Origin of the sequence: Nocardioides sp. InS609-2 (assembly GCF_023208195.1) — a bacterium.
In the GTDB taxonomy this organism is placed as follows: Bacteria; Actinomycetota; Actinomycetes; order Propionibacteriales; family Nocardioidaceae; genus Nocardioides.
Window position 1 is genome coordinate 1,088,261 of sequence record NZ_CP060034.1, and the last position, 14,129, is coordinate 1,102,389.

12 protein-coding genes and 1 pseudogene are annotated in these 14,129 nt (G+C 70.2%); 4 read left to right on the forward strand and 9 right to left on the reverse strand.

What is annotated here, in order from left to right:
* Positions 1-29: 29 nt before the first annotated feature.
* From H4Q84_RS05735 to H4Q84_RS05755, 5 genes and pseudogenes are all read right to left on the reverse strand, one after another.
* Positions 30-1,292, reverse strand: a complete 1,263-nt coding sequence (locus H4Q84_RS05735) for an aminotransferase class V-fold PLP-dependent enzyme (protein WP_248582443.1) — start codon at positions 1,290-1,292, stop codon at positions 30-32.
* A complete protein-coding gene (locus tag H4Q84_RS05740; RefSeq protein WP_248582444.1) occupies positions 1,289-2,233 on the reverse strand; it encodes a hypothetical protein in 945 nt (314 codons plus the stop codon). Before H4Q84_RS05740 ends, H4Q84_RS05735 begins: the two co-directional genes overlap by 4 nt.
* 48 nt (positions 2,234-2,281) lie before the next feature.
* A complete protein-coding gene (gene ilvD, locus H4Q84_RS05745) occupies positions 2,282-3,958 on the reverse strand; it encodes a dihydroxy-acid dehydratase (RefSeq protein ID WP_248582445.1) in 1,677 nt (558 codons plus the stop codon).
* Positions 3,959-4,135: 177 nt separating this feature from the next.
* Positions 4,136-4,749, reverse strand: a pseudogene (locus H4Q84_RS05750) (response regulator transcription factor).
* The gene (locus H4Q84_RS05755; RefSeq protein WP_248582446.1) at positions 4,701-5,858 is read right to left on the reverse strand and encodes a sensor histidine kinase; all 1,158 of its coding nucleotides are present in this window, start codon (positions 5,856-5,858) and stop codon (positions 4,701-4,703) included. Before H4Q84_RS05755 ends, H4Q84_RS05750 begins: the two are co-directional and overlap by 49 nt.
* 136 nt (positions 5,859-5,994) lie before the next feature.
* On the opposite strand from H4Q84_RS05755, the gene H4Q84_RS05760 reads away from it, so the two are divergent.
* Together H4Q84_RS05760 and H4Q84_RS05765 are read left to right on the forward strand one after the other, a co-directional pair.
* The gene (locus tag H4Q84_RS05760; protein ID WP_248582447.1) at positions 5,995-6,483 is read left to right on the forward strand and encodes a hypothetical protein; all 489 of its coding nucleotides are present in this window, start codon (positions 5,995-5,997) and stop codon (positions 6,481-6,483) included.
* On the forward strand, positions 6,414-8,186 hold the full coding sequence (locus H4Q84_RS05765) for an MMPL family transporter (RefSeq protein ID WP_248583618.1): 1,773 nt from the start codon (positions 6,414-6,416) through the stop codon (positions 8,184-8,186). Before H4Q84_RS05760 ends, H4Q84_RS05765 begins: the two co-directional genes overlap by 70 nt.
* A gap of 32 nt (positions 8,187-8,218) precedes the next feature.
* Here the strand turns inward: H4Q84_RS05765 and H4Q84_RS05770 are convergent, their stop codons facing one another.
* The 3 genes from H4Q84_RS05770 to H4Q84_RS05780 are packed head-to-tail and all read right to left on the reverse strand — an operon-like array spanning position 8,219 to position 10,866.
* On the reverse strand, positions 8,219-9,313 hold the full coding sequence (locus H4Q84_RS05770) for a hypothetical protein (RefSeq protein ID WP_248582448.1): 1,095 nt from the start codon (positions 9,311-9,313) through the stop codon (positions 8,219-8,221).
* Complete coding sequence (locus H4Q84_RS05775; protein WP_248582449.1) at positions 9,310-9,762, reverse strand: SRPBCC family protein; 453 nt, start codon at positions 9,760-9,762, stop codon at positions 9,310-9,312. Before H4Q84_RS05775 ends, H4Q84_RS05770 begins: the two co-directional genes overlap by 4 nt.
* 12 nt (positions 9,763-9,774) lie before the next feature.
* The gene (locus tag H4Q84_RS05780; protein ID WP_248582450.1) at positions 9,775-10,866 is read right to left on the reverse strand and encodes an exo-alpha-sialidase; all 1,092 of its coding nucleotides are present in this window, start codon (positions 10,864-10,866) and stop codon (positions 9,775-9,777) included.
* Between the two features lie 66 nt (positions 10,867-10,932).
* On the opposite strand from H4Q84_RS05780, the gene H4Q84_RS05785 reads away from it, so the two are divergent.
* On the forward strand, positions 10,933-11,481 hold the full coding sequence (locus tag H4Q84_RS05785) for a PadR family transcriptional regulator (protein ID WP_248582451.1): 549 nt from the start codon (positions 10,933-10,935) through the stop codon (positions 11,479-11,481).
* Positions 11,482-11,490: 9 nt separating this feature from the next.
* Complete coding sequence (locus tag H4Q84_RS05790) at positions 11,491-12,339, forward strand: EamA family transporter (protein ID WP_248582452.1); 849 nt, start codon at positions 11,491-11,493, stop codon at positions 12,337-12,339.
* Between the two features lie 104 nt (positions 12,340-12,443).
* On the opposite strand, the gene H4Q84_RS05795 is transcribed toward H4Q84_RS05790, so the two are convergent.
* Entirely contained in the window at positions 12,444-14,108 is a 1,665-nt protein-coding gene (locus tag H4Q84_RS05795) for an alkaline phosphatase D family protein (protein ID WP_248582453.1), read from the reverse strand.
* Positions 14,109-14,129 lie beyond the last annotated feature (21 nt).

The window sequence follows — 14,129 nt, forward strand, 5'->3', positions numbered from 1 at the left end:
CGCCATCCTCGCATCGGCGCCACGATCGCTCACCCGCTTATCGGGCCGCTGTGGGACAGCAGGGCGCGCACCTGCGCCAAGCCCTCGTGCACCTCGTCGAACGATGTCGAGAGCGGAGACAGCCCAATGCGCATGCCGCCGGGCTCGCGGTAGTCGGGGATCACGCCGAGCTTCCAGAGTGCCTTGACGACTTCGCGTGAGCGGGGGTGCCCGAGGGTGACGTGGCCCCCACGCTGTGCACCGTCGCGGGGCGACAGGACGGTGACACCGAGGGGGGTGAGCCAGGCGTCGGACAGCTCCAGCGTGTACGACGTCAGGGCGAGCGACTTGGCCCGCACCGCGTCGATGCCGGCCTCCTCGATCAGGTCGAGCATGTCCTGCATGGCGAGCATGCCGACGATCGCGGGCGTGCCGGAGATGAAGCCGCGGATGCCGGCTGCCGGTTCGTAGCGCGGACCCATGGCGAACGGGTCGCGGGCGCCCATCCAACCCTGGATCGGCTGCGTCAGCTTGCCGTGCAGCCGCGCGGCGACGTAGCCGAACGCGGGTGAGCCCGGGCCGCCGTTGAGGTACTTGTAGGTGCAGCCCACCGCGAGGTCGGCGTCCCAGCCGTCGAGGTCGACAGGCACCGAGCCCGCCGAGTGGCACAGGTCCCACAGCACGAGCGCGCCGGCGTCGTGGGCAATACGAGTGAGTGCGGGCCCGTCGGCGAGGAAGGCCGACTTGTAGGCGACGTGGCACAGCACCACCAGTGCGGTGGCCTCGCCGACTGCTGCCGACAGGAGCTCGGGCGTGACGCCGCCAGTGGAGTCGGGCTCGATCCAGCGCAGGGTCAGGCCGCGCTCGGCGGCGATGCCCTCGGCGAGGTACCGGTCGGTCGGGAAGTTGTCGGTGTCGATGACGATCTCGGTGCGCGCGGAGTCGGTGCGCTGCTGGTGGTCGACCGCGGCGCGCATCAGCTTGTAGAGCCACACAGTCGTCGAGTCGCCGATGGCGGTCTGGCCGCCGGCGGCGCCCAGGAGCACGCTGCCGAGCCGGTCGCCGAGCGAGGTCGGCAGGTCCATCCACCGCTCGTCCCAGCCGCGGATCAGCCGGTCGCCCCACTCGTCGGTGACGAACTTGCTCAGCCGCTGGGCAGTAGCGACCAGCGGCCGGCCCAGGGAGTTGCCGTCGAAGTAGACGATCGGGCTGCTGGCGCCCACGAACCGGGCGCGGTGGCCCGCGAGCTCGTCGACGGCGTCGAGCTCAGCGGGATCGGTGATCGGCTTCGCACCTGCCTCGGTGGTCGTCACTGGAAGCTCACGAAGGACACGCCAGGCTTGATCTTGCGGACGGCCCTGGCCTTCATGCGGGGCTCGTCCTCGTCGTAGAAGAGCTTGAACCCCATCGAGAACTTCTTCGGCTTCGCCAGCGAGGAGTACGTCGCGAGCTTCTGCGCCGGGGACCCGAACCCGTCGATGTGCAGCACCTCGGCGAGGTCGCCGCGCTTCTTGATCGCGTTGACGCCGCCGATCATGCCGGACTGGAACTGGTGCACCATGAACACCTTCTCGGGCAGCTCGTTGCTCTTCGTCAGGGTGTTGAGCCAGCCTGAGACCTCGTTGATCTCAGCGGCGCTGACCTGGCCGATCGTCTGCCCAGGCACCTCATCGGAGCCCATCCGCCACTCTGGGTCAAGGGCCAGCCCCACCCACGGGTCCTCGAGCGCCCACTGCCACCGCTTCGCGACGGTGAGGAAGTCGGACCGGCCGGGCTGGATGTCGAGCAGCAGCAGGGCGTTGTGGGCGTGCGCGGCGTCGATGTAGCGCTGCACGAGACTGTGCAGGATGTCGTGGCTGTAGTCGCCGTCGGTGCCCGGCACCGTGGGGCCGTCGGCCACGGTGACGATCAGCTCGTAGACGGGCTGGATGCGCTCACCCTTCTTCTTGAAGGGCTTGGCGGCGCTGGTCAACCGCGCATGCATGGTGTCGGGGTCGGTCTCGCCGAGCACGCCGAGGCTGCCGGTGTTGGCGGTGCCGTAGTAGGCCACGAGGAAGCCGTGATGACCGAAGACCTCACGGCCGCCACCCGGCAGCGCGGGCACCTTCTGCCGGGCAGCCGCCGCGGCGTACGTCGGGGTCACCGCCCGGACCTCGGCCGCAGCAGTGCTCGACATCGCGGCCAGGCCGGCGACGGTGGTGAGAGTCAGACAGGTCAACGATGCGAGTGCAGCCTCGCGAATCCCCCGGATCATGGCCGTACTGTAGTCGCCGCGGCCCACGCTCCCGCGCCGATATCATGCTCAGCCGCAGACGGCTCCGTGCGCCGCGCTCTGCACGACCTTGGCGTACTTCCCGAGCACGCCCCGGGTGTACTTCGGCGGGTTCGGCTGCCAGCCTTCCTTCCGCTCTTCGAGGTCGTCGATCTGTACGTCGAGGGTGCGGCCGGACACGTCGAGGGTGATCTGGTCGCCGTCGCGCACGAACGCGATCGGGCCGCCGTCGGCGGCCTCGGGAGCGATGTGGCCGACGCAGAGTCCGGTGGTGCCTCCGGAGAAGCGTCCGTCGGTGATGAGCAGGACGTCCTTGCCGAGGCCGGCGCCCTTGATCGCGCCGGTGATGGCGAGCATCTCGCGCATGCCGGGTCCACCCTTGGGGCCTTCGTAGCGGATCACCACGACGTCGCCGGCGACGATCTCACCCTCGGTGAGTGCGTCCAGGGCAGCGCGTTCGCCGTCGAAGACCCGCGCAGTGCCGGTGAACGTGGAGTCGTCGAAGCCGGCACTCTTGACCACGGCGCCCTCGGGAGCCAGCGAGCCCTTGAGGATGGTCAGGCCGCCGCTCTTGTGGATCGGCTTGTCGAGCGAGCGGAAGACCTCGCCGTCGAGACCCTTCGGCGCCAGCTCCTCGAGGTTCTCCGCGAGCGTCTTGCCGGTGACCGTCAGCGCGTCGCCGTGCATCAGGCCCGCGTCGAGCAGTGCCTTCATCACCACCGGGATGCCGCCGACGCGGTCAAGGTCGACCCACACGAAGCGGCCGAACGGCTTGAGGTCGCCGAGGTGCGGAACCTTGTCGCCGATGCGCGTGAAGTCGTCGAGTGTCAGGTCGACTTCGGCCTCGCGGGCGATCGCGAGCAGGTGCAGCACGGCGTTGGTCGAGCCACCGAGGGCCATGGCCACGGCGATGGCGTTCTCGAAGGCCTCACGCGTGAGGATCTGGCGCGCGGTGATGCCCTGGCGCAGCATCTCGACCACGGCCTCACCGGACCGGTGCGCGAAGCCGTCACGCCGGCGGTCGACCGCCGGCGGGGCAGCCGAGCCGGGCAGGCTCATGCCGAGCGCCTCACCGATCGAGGCCATCGTGTTGGCCGTGTAGGCGCCACCGCAGGCGCCCTCGCCCGGGCAGATCGCGCGTTCGATCCGGTCGACCTCGTCACGGCTGATCTTGCCGGCCAGACAGGCGCCGACCGCTTCGAAGGCATCGATGATCGTGACGTCCTTGCCATCGACACTGCCGGGCAGGGTCGAGCCGCCGTAGAGGAAGACACTCGCGAGGTCGAGCCGGGCCGCGGCCATCAACATGCCGGGCAGCGACTTGTCGCAACCGGCAAGCAGCACCGAGCCGTCGAGGCGCTCGGCCATCATCACGGTCTCGACCGAGTCGGCGATGACCTCGCGGGAGACCAGCGAGAAGTGCATGCCCTCGTGGCCCATCGAGATGCCGTCGGAGACCGAGATCGTGCCGAACTCCAGCGGGTAGCCACCAGCCGCGTGCACGCCGTTCTTCACCGCCTTGGCGAGCCGGTCGAGCGAGAGGTTGCAGGGGGTGATCTCGTTCCAGCTCGACGCCACCCCGATCTGCGGCTTGACCCAGTCGTCGTCACCCATGCCTACGGCACGCAGCATCCCCCGCGCCGCTGCCTTCTCGAGGCCGTCGGTGACGTCGCGCGAACGGGGCTTGATGTCGGGAGCGTTCGTCATGCCCACGAGCGTAGTCGCGCCTGGCGACGCTTCTGCCTCGCGTCTCAGCCGCGCCCGTCGGCTGGATAGTCCGGGGCAAATTGCACCTCGTCGGGCGGCTGGCGGTGCGGATTGCTACGGACTACCCGCGAATCGGTCAGGGGATCGCGAAGCCACCGTCTCACCAGTCCGCCTCGTTCAGACCCGAAGCCAGGTCAGCACCGCGCGCACCCGGCGGTGGTCGTCGGTGTCGAGCGGAAGGTCGAGCTTCGTGAAGATGCCGTTGATGTGCTTGGCGACGGCCTTCTCGGTGACGAACAGCTCGACCGCGATCGCGGCGTTCGAGCGACCCTGTGCCATCAGCGCGAGCACCTCGCGCTCGCGGGCGCTGAGCCGGTCGACGGGTTCCTGCTGGCGGCGGGCCATGATCGTGGCGACCACCTCGGGGTCGAGCACCGTGCCGCCAGCGATGACCCGTCGGAGACCCGGTTCTTGAGCAGGTAGCCGATCGCGCCCTCGCCGCTGGCCAGGAGCTCGCGGGCGTAGAGGTGCTCGACGTACTGCGAGAGCACCATCACCGGGAACCCCGGTCGCACGGCGCGGACGGCGATCGCCGAGCGCAGGCCCTCGTCGGTCTGCGTAGGAGGCAGGCGTACGTCGACCACGGCGGCCTCGGCCTCGGGATCCTGGAGGGCGTCCTCGAGGTCGGCCTCGTTGGCGACGGAGGCAATGACCGTGAAGCCGTGGGTCTCGAGCAGCTGGGTCAGGCCGGCTCTGAGCAGGGCGTGGTCCTCGGCGAGGACAAGTCGCACGGGACCTCCAGGGTGACGAGGGTCGGCCCGCCGACCGGGCTCGAGACCATCATCGTCCCGTCAAACGCCCCGAGCCGCCGCATCACCCCCCGCATGCCCGTGCCCGTGTCGGGGTCCGCACCGCCCGAGCCGTCGTCGCCGATCTCGGCGAGCAGCACGTCGCGGTCGTACGACACTCGGATCCAGGCGTTCTCGGCGCCCGCGTGCTTGCCGATGTTGGCCAGGCACTCCGCGACCGCGAAGTAGACCGCCGACTCGACCGACGCCGACGGACGTCCGGCAAGGGAGGCCTCGATCGACACCGGCACCGCCATGTCCAGCGCGAGTGCCTGCACGGCGCCGACCAGTCCGCGGTCGGCGAGCACAGGCGGGTGGATTCCGCGTACGACGGAGCGCAGCTCGCCCAGCGCCGCGTCGCTCGTCTGCCGGGCGTCGTTGACCAGCTTGCGCGCGGCGTCGGGGTCGGAGGCGAACACCGCGTCGGCCATGCCGAGGCTCAGCGACAGCGCGACCAGCCGGGCCTGGGCGCCGTCGTGGAGGTCTCGCTCGAGGCGGCGCAGCTCGGCAGCCGAGTCGTCCACCACGTCGGCGCGTGTCTCGGTCAGCACCTCGACCCGGCGCTCCAGGCGGTCGGTGGTGCCCGGCGAGAGGAAGGCCCGGTCGATCGTGGAGCGCAGGCGCATCAGCGGCTCGACCGCGAAGTACCAGATCCACCCGCTCACGACCCCCAGCAGCAGTACGACAGTGACCAGCGAGATCGCGAAACCGACCGTCATCGCAGCGAGCATCCAGCCGAGGTCCCGCCAGGTCATCGGGTCGGTGGCGACGATCCGGAGCCTGGCCAACAGCTTGCGGCCTTCCGTCGGCACGTACGGCGTCGGCACCGGGCTGCTCAGCACCCGTGACGCCATCCGGCGGTGGGCGTTCGCCAGCCCCCGCGTCACCGGGATGACTGCCGTGAGCAGCAGCGCACCCACCCAGATCACCATCAGCACACCGCCGGCGACCCAGAGCACGAAGAGGACCACCAGCGGCACGACGGAGGCCACCTGCAGGGCGGCGTACCCGGTGAGCTGAAGGCGGCTCGGCGGTGGGTCAGTGTCGGGCATGACTGCATCATTCCCGACCGCGGCGCCCGGCGCGGTGGTGCTGGCACCACCTCGGTTCGGGGTGCTGAGGCCCCTGATCATCGGGCCGCGGGTCGCGAGGCTGAGGACGTCCCAAAGACCACGACAGGAGAACCTGATGTCCGCCGGAAACCCCCTGACCGCAGTGTCCATGAAGGCCGCCCGCTGGAGCGCGGCCCACCCCTGGCGCGCCATCCTCGGCTGGCTCGCCCTCGTCGTCGTCGCGGTCGGCCTCGCCACCGCGATCCCGACCGTGGAGACCTCCGACGCCGACTACCGGATGGGCGAGTCCGGCCGGGCCGACCAGCTCGTGGCCGAGGCCGGCCTCGACGGCCTGCCCTCGGAGAACGTGCTGATCACCGGGAAGGACGGCGTCGCTCCCCACCGCGCCGTCGCCCAGCAGGCGGCCGCGGCCGTCGCGGACGCCGTACGTCCTCTCGAGGGTGTGGCCGAGGTCGTCGAGCCCCAGTGGAGCCCGGACAGTACGGCGCTGCTCGTCGCGGTCCAGCTCGCCAAGGAGCACGACGAAGCAGGCCGATCGTCGCGGCCGTCGACGAGGTCCAGTCGCAGTTCCCGGGCCTGGAGCTCAGCCAGACCGGCGACCTGACGCTCGACACCGCCATCGACGACCAGGTCGCCGAGGACCTCTCGGTGGCGGAGACGATCAGCCTGCCGATCACGCTGGTCCTCATGCTGCTGGCGTTCGGCGCTCTCATCGCCGCCGGCATCCCGGTGCTGCTGGCCGCGACCAGTGTGGCCGCGACCATCGGCATCAGTGCGCCGGTCTCGCACCTCGTGCACGCCGACGCGACCGTGACCAGCATGATCGTGCTGATCGGCATGGCCGTGGGTGTCGACTACTCACTCTTCTACCTCAAGCGCGAGCGCGAGGAACGCGAACGGGGTCACACCACGCTCGACGCCGTCGAGATCGCCGCGCAGACCTCCGGACACTCGATCCTCGTCTCGGGAGGAGCCGTCATCGCATCGATGGCCGGCCTGTTCCTCATGCAGGACACGACGTTCAACAGCCTCGCCGTCGGCGCGATCCTGGTGGTGGCGATCGCGGTGCTCGGGTCGATCACCGTGCTGCCTGCCCTGCTCGCCAAGCTCGGTCGCTGGGTCGACCGCCCGCGGGTGCCGCTGCTGTGGCGCGTCAACCGACGGATCGGACGCGGCGGCATCAGCAGCCGCCTGCTCGGACCGATCCTGCGCCACCCGGTCGCGTCCGTGCTCGTGGGAGGTCTGATCGTGGCCGCCCTGGCCGCACCGGCACTCGGGATGAAGACCCACTCGTCCAATCTCGAGACGCTGCCCGACTCCATCCCGCAGGTGCAGACGATGATCGAGATCGCCGACCGGTTCCCATCCCAGGGACCCGGCGCCGAGGTGGTCGTCCACACCTCCGCCGACAACCGCGAAGAAGTGGGCACGGCTCTCGACGTACTCGCAGGGGACGCGGCAGCGACCGGTCTCTTCACCGACAGCGCACCGCCCGTGGAGGTCTCGACGGACGGGCGGACGTCCGTCCTGCACCTGACGATGCCGTTCGAGGAGTCCGACGATCGCGTCGACGAGGCGCTCCGTCTGCTCCGGAGCGACCTGGCGCCCTCCGTGCTGGACGTGCCCGCCGAGGTCGTGGTCGGCGGCGACGCGGCCGATTCGCTCGACTTCGTCGAACGCCAGCAGAGCCGGCTCCCGCTCGTGATCGGATTCGTCTTGCTGCTCACCTTCTTGATGATGGCCTTCGCGTTCCGCAGCGTGCCGATCGCGCTGCTCTCGACCGCGCTCAACCTGGGCTCGGTCGGGGTGGCGTTCGGCCTGATCACGCTGGTGTTCCAGCACGGCTGGGGCGAGTCGCTGCTCGACTTCAGCAGCCCCGGCTTCGTGATCGAGTGGATTCCGCTGTTCGTGCTGGTGGTGCTCGTCGGGCTCTCGATGGACTACCACGTCTTCGTCGTCAGCCGGATCCGCGAGTACGTCGAGGCGGGTCAGTCCACCAGGGACGCGGTGCGGCGCGGGGTCTCCGAGACCGCGGGCGTGATCACCAGCGCCGCGTCCGTGATGGTGTCGGTGTTCGCGATCTTCGCGACGCTGAGCATGCTCGAGATGAAGATGCTGGGCGTCGGCCTGTCCGCGGCGATCCTGCTCGATGCCACGCTGATCCGGCTGGTGATCCTGCCGGCAGCACTAGTCCTGCTGGGTGAGCGCGCATGGTGGTGGCCCCTCACCCCCGCACGCGTGCGGGTGAGCCGGCACCTGCCTGCTGAGCCGGTGCCGGTGCGGGCCAGGGACGAGTCCCGGGTCTAGAGGTGGCGAACCCCCTGGGGGCCGGCAGGCCCTCAGGGGATCGCGATGTCGTCGTCTCGCCAGGCAGGTGCGAGGACGAGCGCCGGATCGCCCCAGCGCCGCACGAGGGCTCGGTGCAGCGCCCGTGCGTACGAGGTCAGCTCGGGGTCCGCGGGCAGCTGACCGGCCAGCCAGAGCCGGTGCAGCATCTTCGGGCGGGTGCTGGGCGCATCCTCGTCGCCGCCCTGGAACGTGTCCTCGTCGAGCGCCGGCGGGATCCACCAGGAGGCGGACATCAGACACCAGCCCACCGTCGCCACGTCGAGGTCGTGCAGGAAGTCGTCGGTGGCGACGTACGGGATGCGGGGCGCGAGGCGCTCGCGGTAGCGCGCGACCCCCCTGGCCGCCACCGCGTCGGGCAGCCGCCACGCGCACCAGCACGTCGGCCACGGCACCCGCAGGTAGGCGACGTCCCAAGCGACGTGCCTGATCTCGGCGAACTCGAAGTCGTAGAGCACTGCCCGATCGCCCATCAGCGCGTTGTTGTCGGGACAGCAGTCGCCCGCGGTCAGCACGACCTCGTTACGACGGAAGCGGTCGGGCAGGGCGAGCAGCTCATCGGCGAAACCCGCGGGCACCGGCAGGTCGATGGCGGCCGCGAGCTCGTCGTACTTGCCGACGGACCACTCGAGGGCACCGGGCACGCCGTGGGTGGCCCGGTGCGGCGCCATCGAGGCGAGGTGGGTGGCAAAACTGTCGAGGACACCTTCGTCCGTGGTGGCGTGCATGTCGGCGATCGCGTCGGTCCAGGCATCGACTGCCCGGTCGGCGACGCCGGGGTCGCGACCGAGCACGGCGTCGGCGACGTTCGGGTGCTCGCCGAGGTCGCGCACCACGATCAGCGGCGGGTCGGCGGAGGTCCCCACCAGGTCGGACACCACGTCCAGGCCATCGAGGGCACGCAGCGCCGCGGTCTCGCGAGCCCTGGTGTCGCCCTCGTCGGTGAGGTAGCCCTTGACGATGTACGACGCGTCGCCGGCGCGCACCCGCAGCACCCGGCTGCGGTCGCCGTGCAGGATCTCGCTGACGTCGTCGAACGCGTCCAGGCCGATCGCCGCGGCCGCGGCGGCGATGAGCGGGTCGCTCATGCCTCTGCCGTGGCCTTGAGTCGGGCCAGGCCCTTCTCGAAGTCCTTGCCGATCGCCTTGTCGAAGAACAGCCTGCCCATCAGGGACATCAGCAGGCTGCGCTGGCCCGTCATGGTCCAGGTGACGTCGGTGCGCGAGCCGCTTGGCACGAGGTCGAACGACGTCACGTTGGTGGCCCTGAAGGGCTTGAGGAACTCCAGGTCGATGGCCACCCGCGTCGGTGTCGACTCGGTAATCTCCATGGTCCCCTCACCCGCCTTCGAGTTGCCCTTCCAGTGGTAGTGCGAGCCCACGCCGGTCGCTGGGCCGGTGAAGGTGCGCTGCAGGTCGGGGTCGAGACCTTCCCAGGGCGACCAGGACTGCCACGCGCGGAAGTCGTCGAGCTGTCCGTGCACGACCCCCGGGGGCGCGTCGATGGTGGTGGACCGGCTCATGCTGAAGGCGCTCACGAGAGGATCCTGTCAGTCGAGGACGGCGGCGCGCACCACCATCACGTCGGGCAGGTCGGCGTTGATCTGCTGCCACGAGCCGCCTTCGTCGGCCGACGCCCACACCCCGCCGTTGCGGCCACCGAAGTAGAGCCCGATCTGCTCGTGGTCATCGGCGCACATCGCGTCGCGCATCACCGCAGCGTAGTAGTTGTCGGGCAGCGAACCCTCACCCATCGGCGCCCACGAGGACCCGGCGTCGGTGGTGCGGTAGACCCTCGCCTTGCCGTCGACCGGCCAGCGGGCCCCTGCGTCGGTGATGGGGAAGTTGTACGCCGTGTCGGGCTGGTGCGGGTGCGCGACCATGGCGAAGCCGAACTCGGTGGGCAGGCCGGGTGCGATGTCGTCCCAGGAGTCGCCGCCGTTGTCGGAGTGGTAGACGCCGCCGTGGTTCTGGAGGAAGAGCTTGTCGGGCGAGCCGGAGTCGCGGGCGACCTTGTGCACGCACTGGCCGAACTCGGGGTAGAAACGCTCCCCCGGCATGAACTCGGCCTTGACGCCCTTGTTGGCCGGCTCCCAGGTCTCGCCGCCGTCGCTGGTGCGGTAGACGCCGCCGGTCGAGATGGCAGCGAGCACGGAGCCACCGTCGGTGGGGTGCGGCAGAATCGTGTGGAAGGCCTGCCCGCCGTACCCCTCGTTCCACTCCTTGCGGTGCGGGTGGTCCCAGAGGCCGCGCACCAAGTCGAAGCGCTCGCCCCCGTCGACCGACTTGAAGATCGCGCCCGGCTCGGTGCCGGCCCACACGACGCCGTCCTCCACCCCGGGCACCAGCTGCCAGACCCGGGCGAGCGTGGCGCCGGAGTCCTCGGGGAACCGGATCGCGCCGTTGGGGGTCTCGTCCCACTTCTCGCCGAGGTCGTCGGAGCGCCAGACCTGCGGTCCGAGCCAGCTCGACGCCGCCCCCGCCAGCAGCCGTGGCTTGTCGCCGCGCTGGTCGACCATGACGGAGTAGACCTCCTCCATCGGGAAGTGCGGGCCTGTCCACGACCAGTCCTGCCTGGCCTCGTCGGAAGTGCCGATCCAGAGTCCCTTGCGCGTACCCACCATCAACATCGTCGTGCTCATCAGTCAGTCCCTCTCCGGACGTGAGATCGACCCCTCTATTCCTAAAAGGAACAGTAGTCTGACTGGGTGCCACGTCAAGACCTTCCGATCACGTCATACGCCCTGCTGGGGCTGCTGACGTTCGGCGACGAGCTGACCGGCTACGAGCTCAAGCAGCGCGCCGACATGACGCTGCGCTTCTACTGGGTCTCCCCCGCGATGAGCCAGGTCTACAGCGAGCTGGCCCGGTTGACCGAGGCCGGACTGGTGCACAAGCTGGGCGAAGGACGCGGCACGACGTACCGCATCACCGCCCATGGGCGGCGCGACCTGGCGGCCTGGATGCGCGAGACGCCGGCCGGCTTCCAGGTGCTCAAGCACCCGGTCGCGCTGCGGCTGCTGCTCGGCCACCTGGTCGACACCGACGACACCCTGGCGATGCTGCGGTCCCACCTCACCGCCCTCGAGGAGGAGCTGTCCGCGCTGAGGGAGGTGCGCGAGTCACTGCGCGGCGCCGACCATGATGGGGAGGTGTTCCGTCATCCCGCACTCGTCGCCGACTGGGGCCTCGACTACCTCGGCGCCGAGCGCGAGATCGTCGCCCGTCTGGTGAAGCGCGTCGAGGCCGGCGAGTGAGCTCCCAGAGTGAGTAGGGCGGTCTGGCTGGTCCTCGTCGGCATCGCCTCGGTGCAGCTGGGGGCGGCGTTCGCCAAGGACCTGTTCGGCACGATCTCGCCCACGGCGCTGGTGTGGCTGCGGCTCGCGGCCAGCGCGCTCATTCTCGTGGCCATCGCTCGACCGCGGCTGCGCGGCCGCACTCCCCGCGACTGGCAGGTCGTGGTCGGGTTCGCGCTCTCGTTGGGCCTGATGAACTTCGCGATCTACCAGTCGTTCGCGCGCATCCCGCTCGGCATTGCGGTCACCTTGGAGTTCATCGGCCCGCTGACCCTCGCGGTCGTCGGCTCGCGCCGCGCACGCGACCTCGCCTGGGTCGGCCTGGCCGGTGTCGGCGTGATGCTGCTCGGTGTCGAACGCACCGACCTGGACCTGGTCGGAGTGCTCTTCGCGCTGCTCGCGGGCGCCGCGTGGTCGGCGTACATCCTGCTCAGCGCGAGCACCGGCAGCCGCTGGCAGGGCCTCGACGGCCTCGCTGTGGCGTCGGTGATCGCCGCAGTGGTGCTGATGCCGATGGCCCTCGTCGCCGGGGGTACGACGCTGCTCGAGCCTCGGGTGCTGCTGATCGGCGCGGCAATCGGCGTGCTCAGCTCGGTCATCCCCTACAGCTGCGAGCTTGTCGCGCTGCGCACGCTGCGCCCCTCGGTCTTCGGGATCCTGATGAGCCTCGAGCCGGCCGCCGCCGCGCTGGCGGCGGCGGCCGTCCTCGGTGAGCTGCTGTCGGTCTGGCAGTGGCTCGCGATCGTCTGCGTCGTGGTCGCGAGCATCGGCGCGACGCGCACCGGCCGCGCGGTGCAAACCGAACCCGTGCCCAACTGACCCCTTCGTTGAGTTGCGCCTCTGTTCCCGTTCAGTTGCGCCTCGGTTCCGCTTTGATGATGCGGGAGCCGCAACTCAACGGTGCGGGAGGCGCAACTCAACGATCAGTGACCCGTTTCGGCCTCGATCGTGTCGGCGATGATCTGCTCGTCGCTGCGCGGCGCCCGACGGGTGAGCGTCGTGGGCAGCGGGTTGTCGGCCACCTTGCGCATCCCCCGCACGCCGCTGTCGATCACGAACGTCGCCCGCGTGAACGCGGCCGCCTCCCCCGACCGGACCTCGGGGATGCAGCGGAAGTCGGCGGTGAACGACTCCGGCGTGATCGTGGTGTTCACGTAGCCGCGCAGGTTGGTCCAGAACGTCAGGTTCGGGTTCTGCGCCGCCCAGGGGTGCCTGCCGGTCGGCTGGTCGTAGCCGTTGCCGCCCGACGTGATCGACGAGCAGACGAACTCCTCGCCCAGCACCGGTGACGCGGCGTCGTTCCAGTCGGTGAGCACGTTGGAGCCCCAGTGGGCGTGTACGTCGCCGGTCAGCACGATCGGGTTGCGCACCCCGGCGTCGACCCAGGACCGGACGACCCGGTCGCGCGCGGCCGGGTAGCCGTCCCAGGAGTCCATCGAGACGGTGTTGTCGGGCGTGATCGTGCTGTCACGTCGGCCGAAGAAGACCTGCTGGCCGAGCACGTCCCAGGTCTGCGTCGAGGAGCGGAAGCCGTCGGCGAGCCACTGCTCCTGCGCCGCGCCGGGCAGGGAGCGCTCGGGCGCCGCGGCCTCGGGGCAGTCGTCGTACCCGTCGCCACAGGCCTGGTCGTCGCGGTACTGCCGGGTGTCGAGCATGTGGAAGTTGGCCAACGAGCCCCACTGGAGCCGGCGGTAGACCTGGATGTCCGGCCCGTTCGGCAACGAGGTACGACGCAGCGGCATGTTCTCGTAGTAGGCACGGAACGCCGCGGCTCGGCGGTCCATGAAGCCGGGCACGGACGCAGCGTTCTCGGGGATCTCGTCGGCCCAGTTGTTGTCGACCTCGTGGTCGTCGAACACGACCAGCCACGGGGCGACCGCATGCGCCGCCTGCAGGTCGGGGTCGGTCTTGTACTGAGCCAGCCGCTGGCGGTAGCCCGCGAGGCTGACTGTCTCGGGACCCTCGTGGTCGCGCACGTTGCCGCCGGGCGCGACGTAGGACCCCTTCCGGTACTCGTACTGGTAGTCCCCGAGGTGGAGCACAAGGTCGGGCTGGTCCTCGGCGAGGCGGCGGTAGGCGGTGAAGAGGCCGTGCTCGAACTGCGAGCACGAGGCGAAGGCCATCGAGAGCGCCGCCGGGGTGCTGTGCAGCGCGGGCGCCGTACGAGTGCGACCGCTGGTAGAGAGATGGCGGCCGAGCCGGAACCGGAAGAAGTACTCCGTGCCCGACGCCAGGCCGGCGACCTCGACATGGACGGCATGGCCGAGCTCGGGCCCGGTGCGGGCCGCCCCGGCACGTACGACGCGGCGGAAGCGCTCGTCTGTCGCCACCTGCCACGAGACGATCTGGCGGGCCGACGGCATACCGCCCAGGCCGTCCTCCGCGAGCGGCTCGGGGGCCAGCCGGGTCCAGATCACGAAGCCGTCGGGCAAGGGGTCGCCGCTCGCGACACCGAGGGTGAAGGGGTTGGTCCTCGGCGTCGACGCCGCCGCCGAGGGGCGCTGGTCGAGGATGGTGCCTGCGCCGACGAGGGCGACGCCGCTGGTCATGATGCCGGTCTTGATGATGCTTCGACGAGTTGTGTCCATGGGCCACTGTCATCAGCCGCG

Bases quoted from the DNA above. Each gene is read 5' to 3' on its own strand.
- H4Q84_RS05740 (WP_248582444.1), bottom strand. From the start codon at position 2,233: ATGATCCGGGGGATTCGCGAGGCTGCACTCGCATCGTTGACCTGTCTG.
- ilvD (WP_248582445.1), bottom strand. From the start codon at position 3,958: ATGACGAACGCTCCCGACATCAAGCCCCGTTCGCGCGACGTCACCGAC.
- H4Q84_RS05755 (WP_248582446.1), bottom strand. From the start codon at position 5,858: ATGCCCGACACTGACCCACCGCCGAGCCGCCTTCAGCTCACCGGGTAC.
- H4Q84_RS05760 (WP_248582447.1), top strand. From the start codon at position 5,995: ATGTCCGCCGGAAACCCCCTGACCGCAGTGTCCATGAAGGCCGCCCGC.
- H4Q84_RS05770 (WP_248582448.1), bottom strand. From the start codon at position 9,313: ATGAGCGACCCGCTCATCGCCGCCGCGGCCGCGGCGATCGGCCTGGAC.
- H4Q84_RS05780 (WP_248582450.1), bottom strand. From the start codon at position 10,866: ATGAGCACGACGATGTTGATGGTGGGTACGCGCAAGGGACTCTGGATC.
- H4Q84_RS05795 (WP_248582453.1), bottom strand. From the start codon at position 14,108: ATGGACACAACTCGTCGAAGCATCATCAAGACCGGCATCATGACCAGC.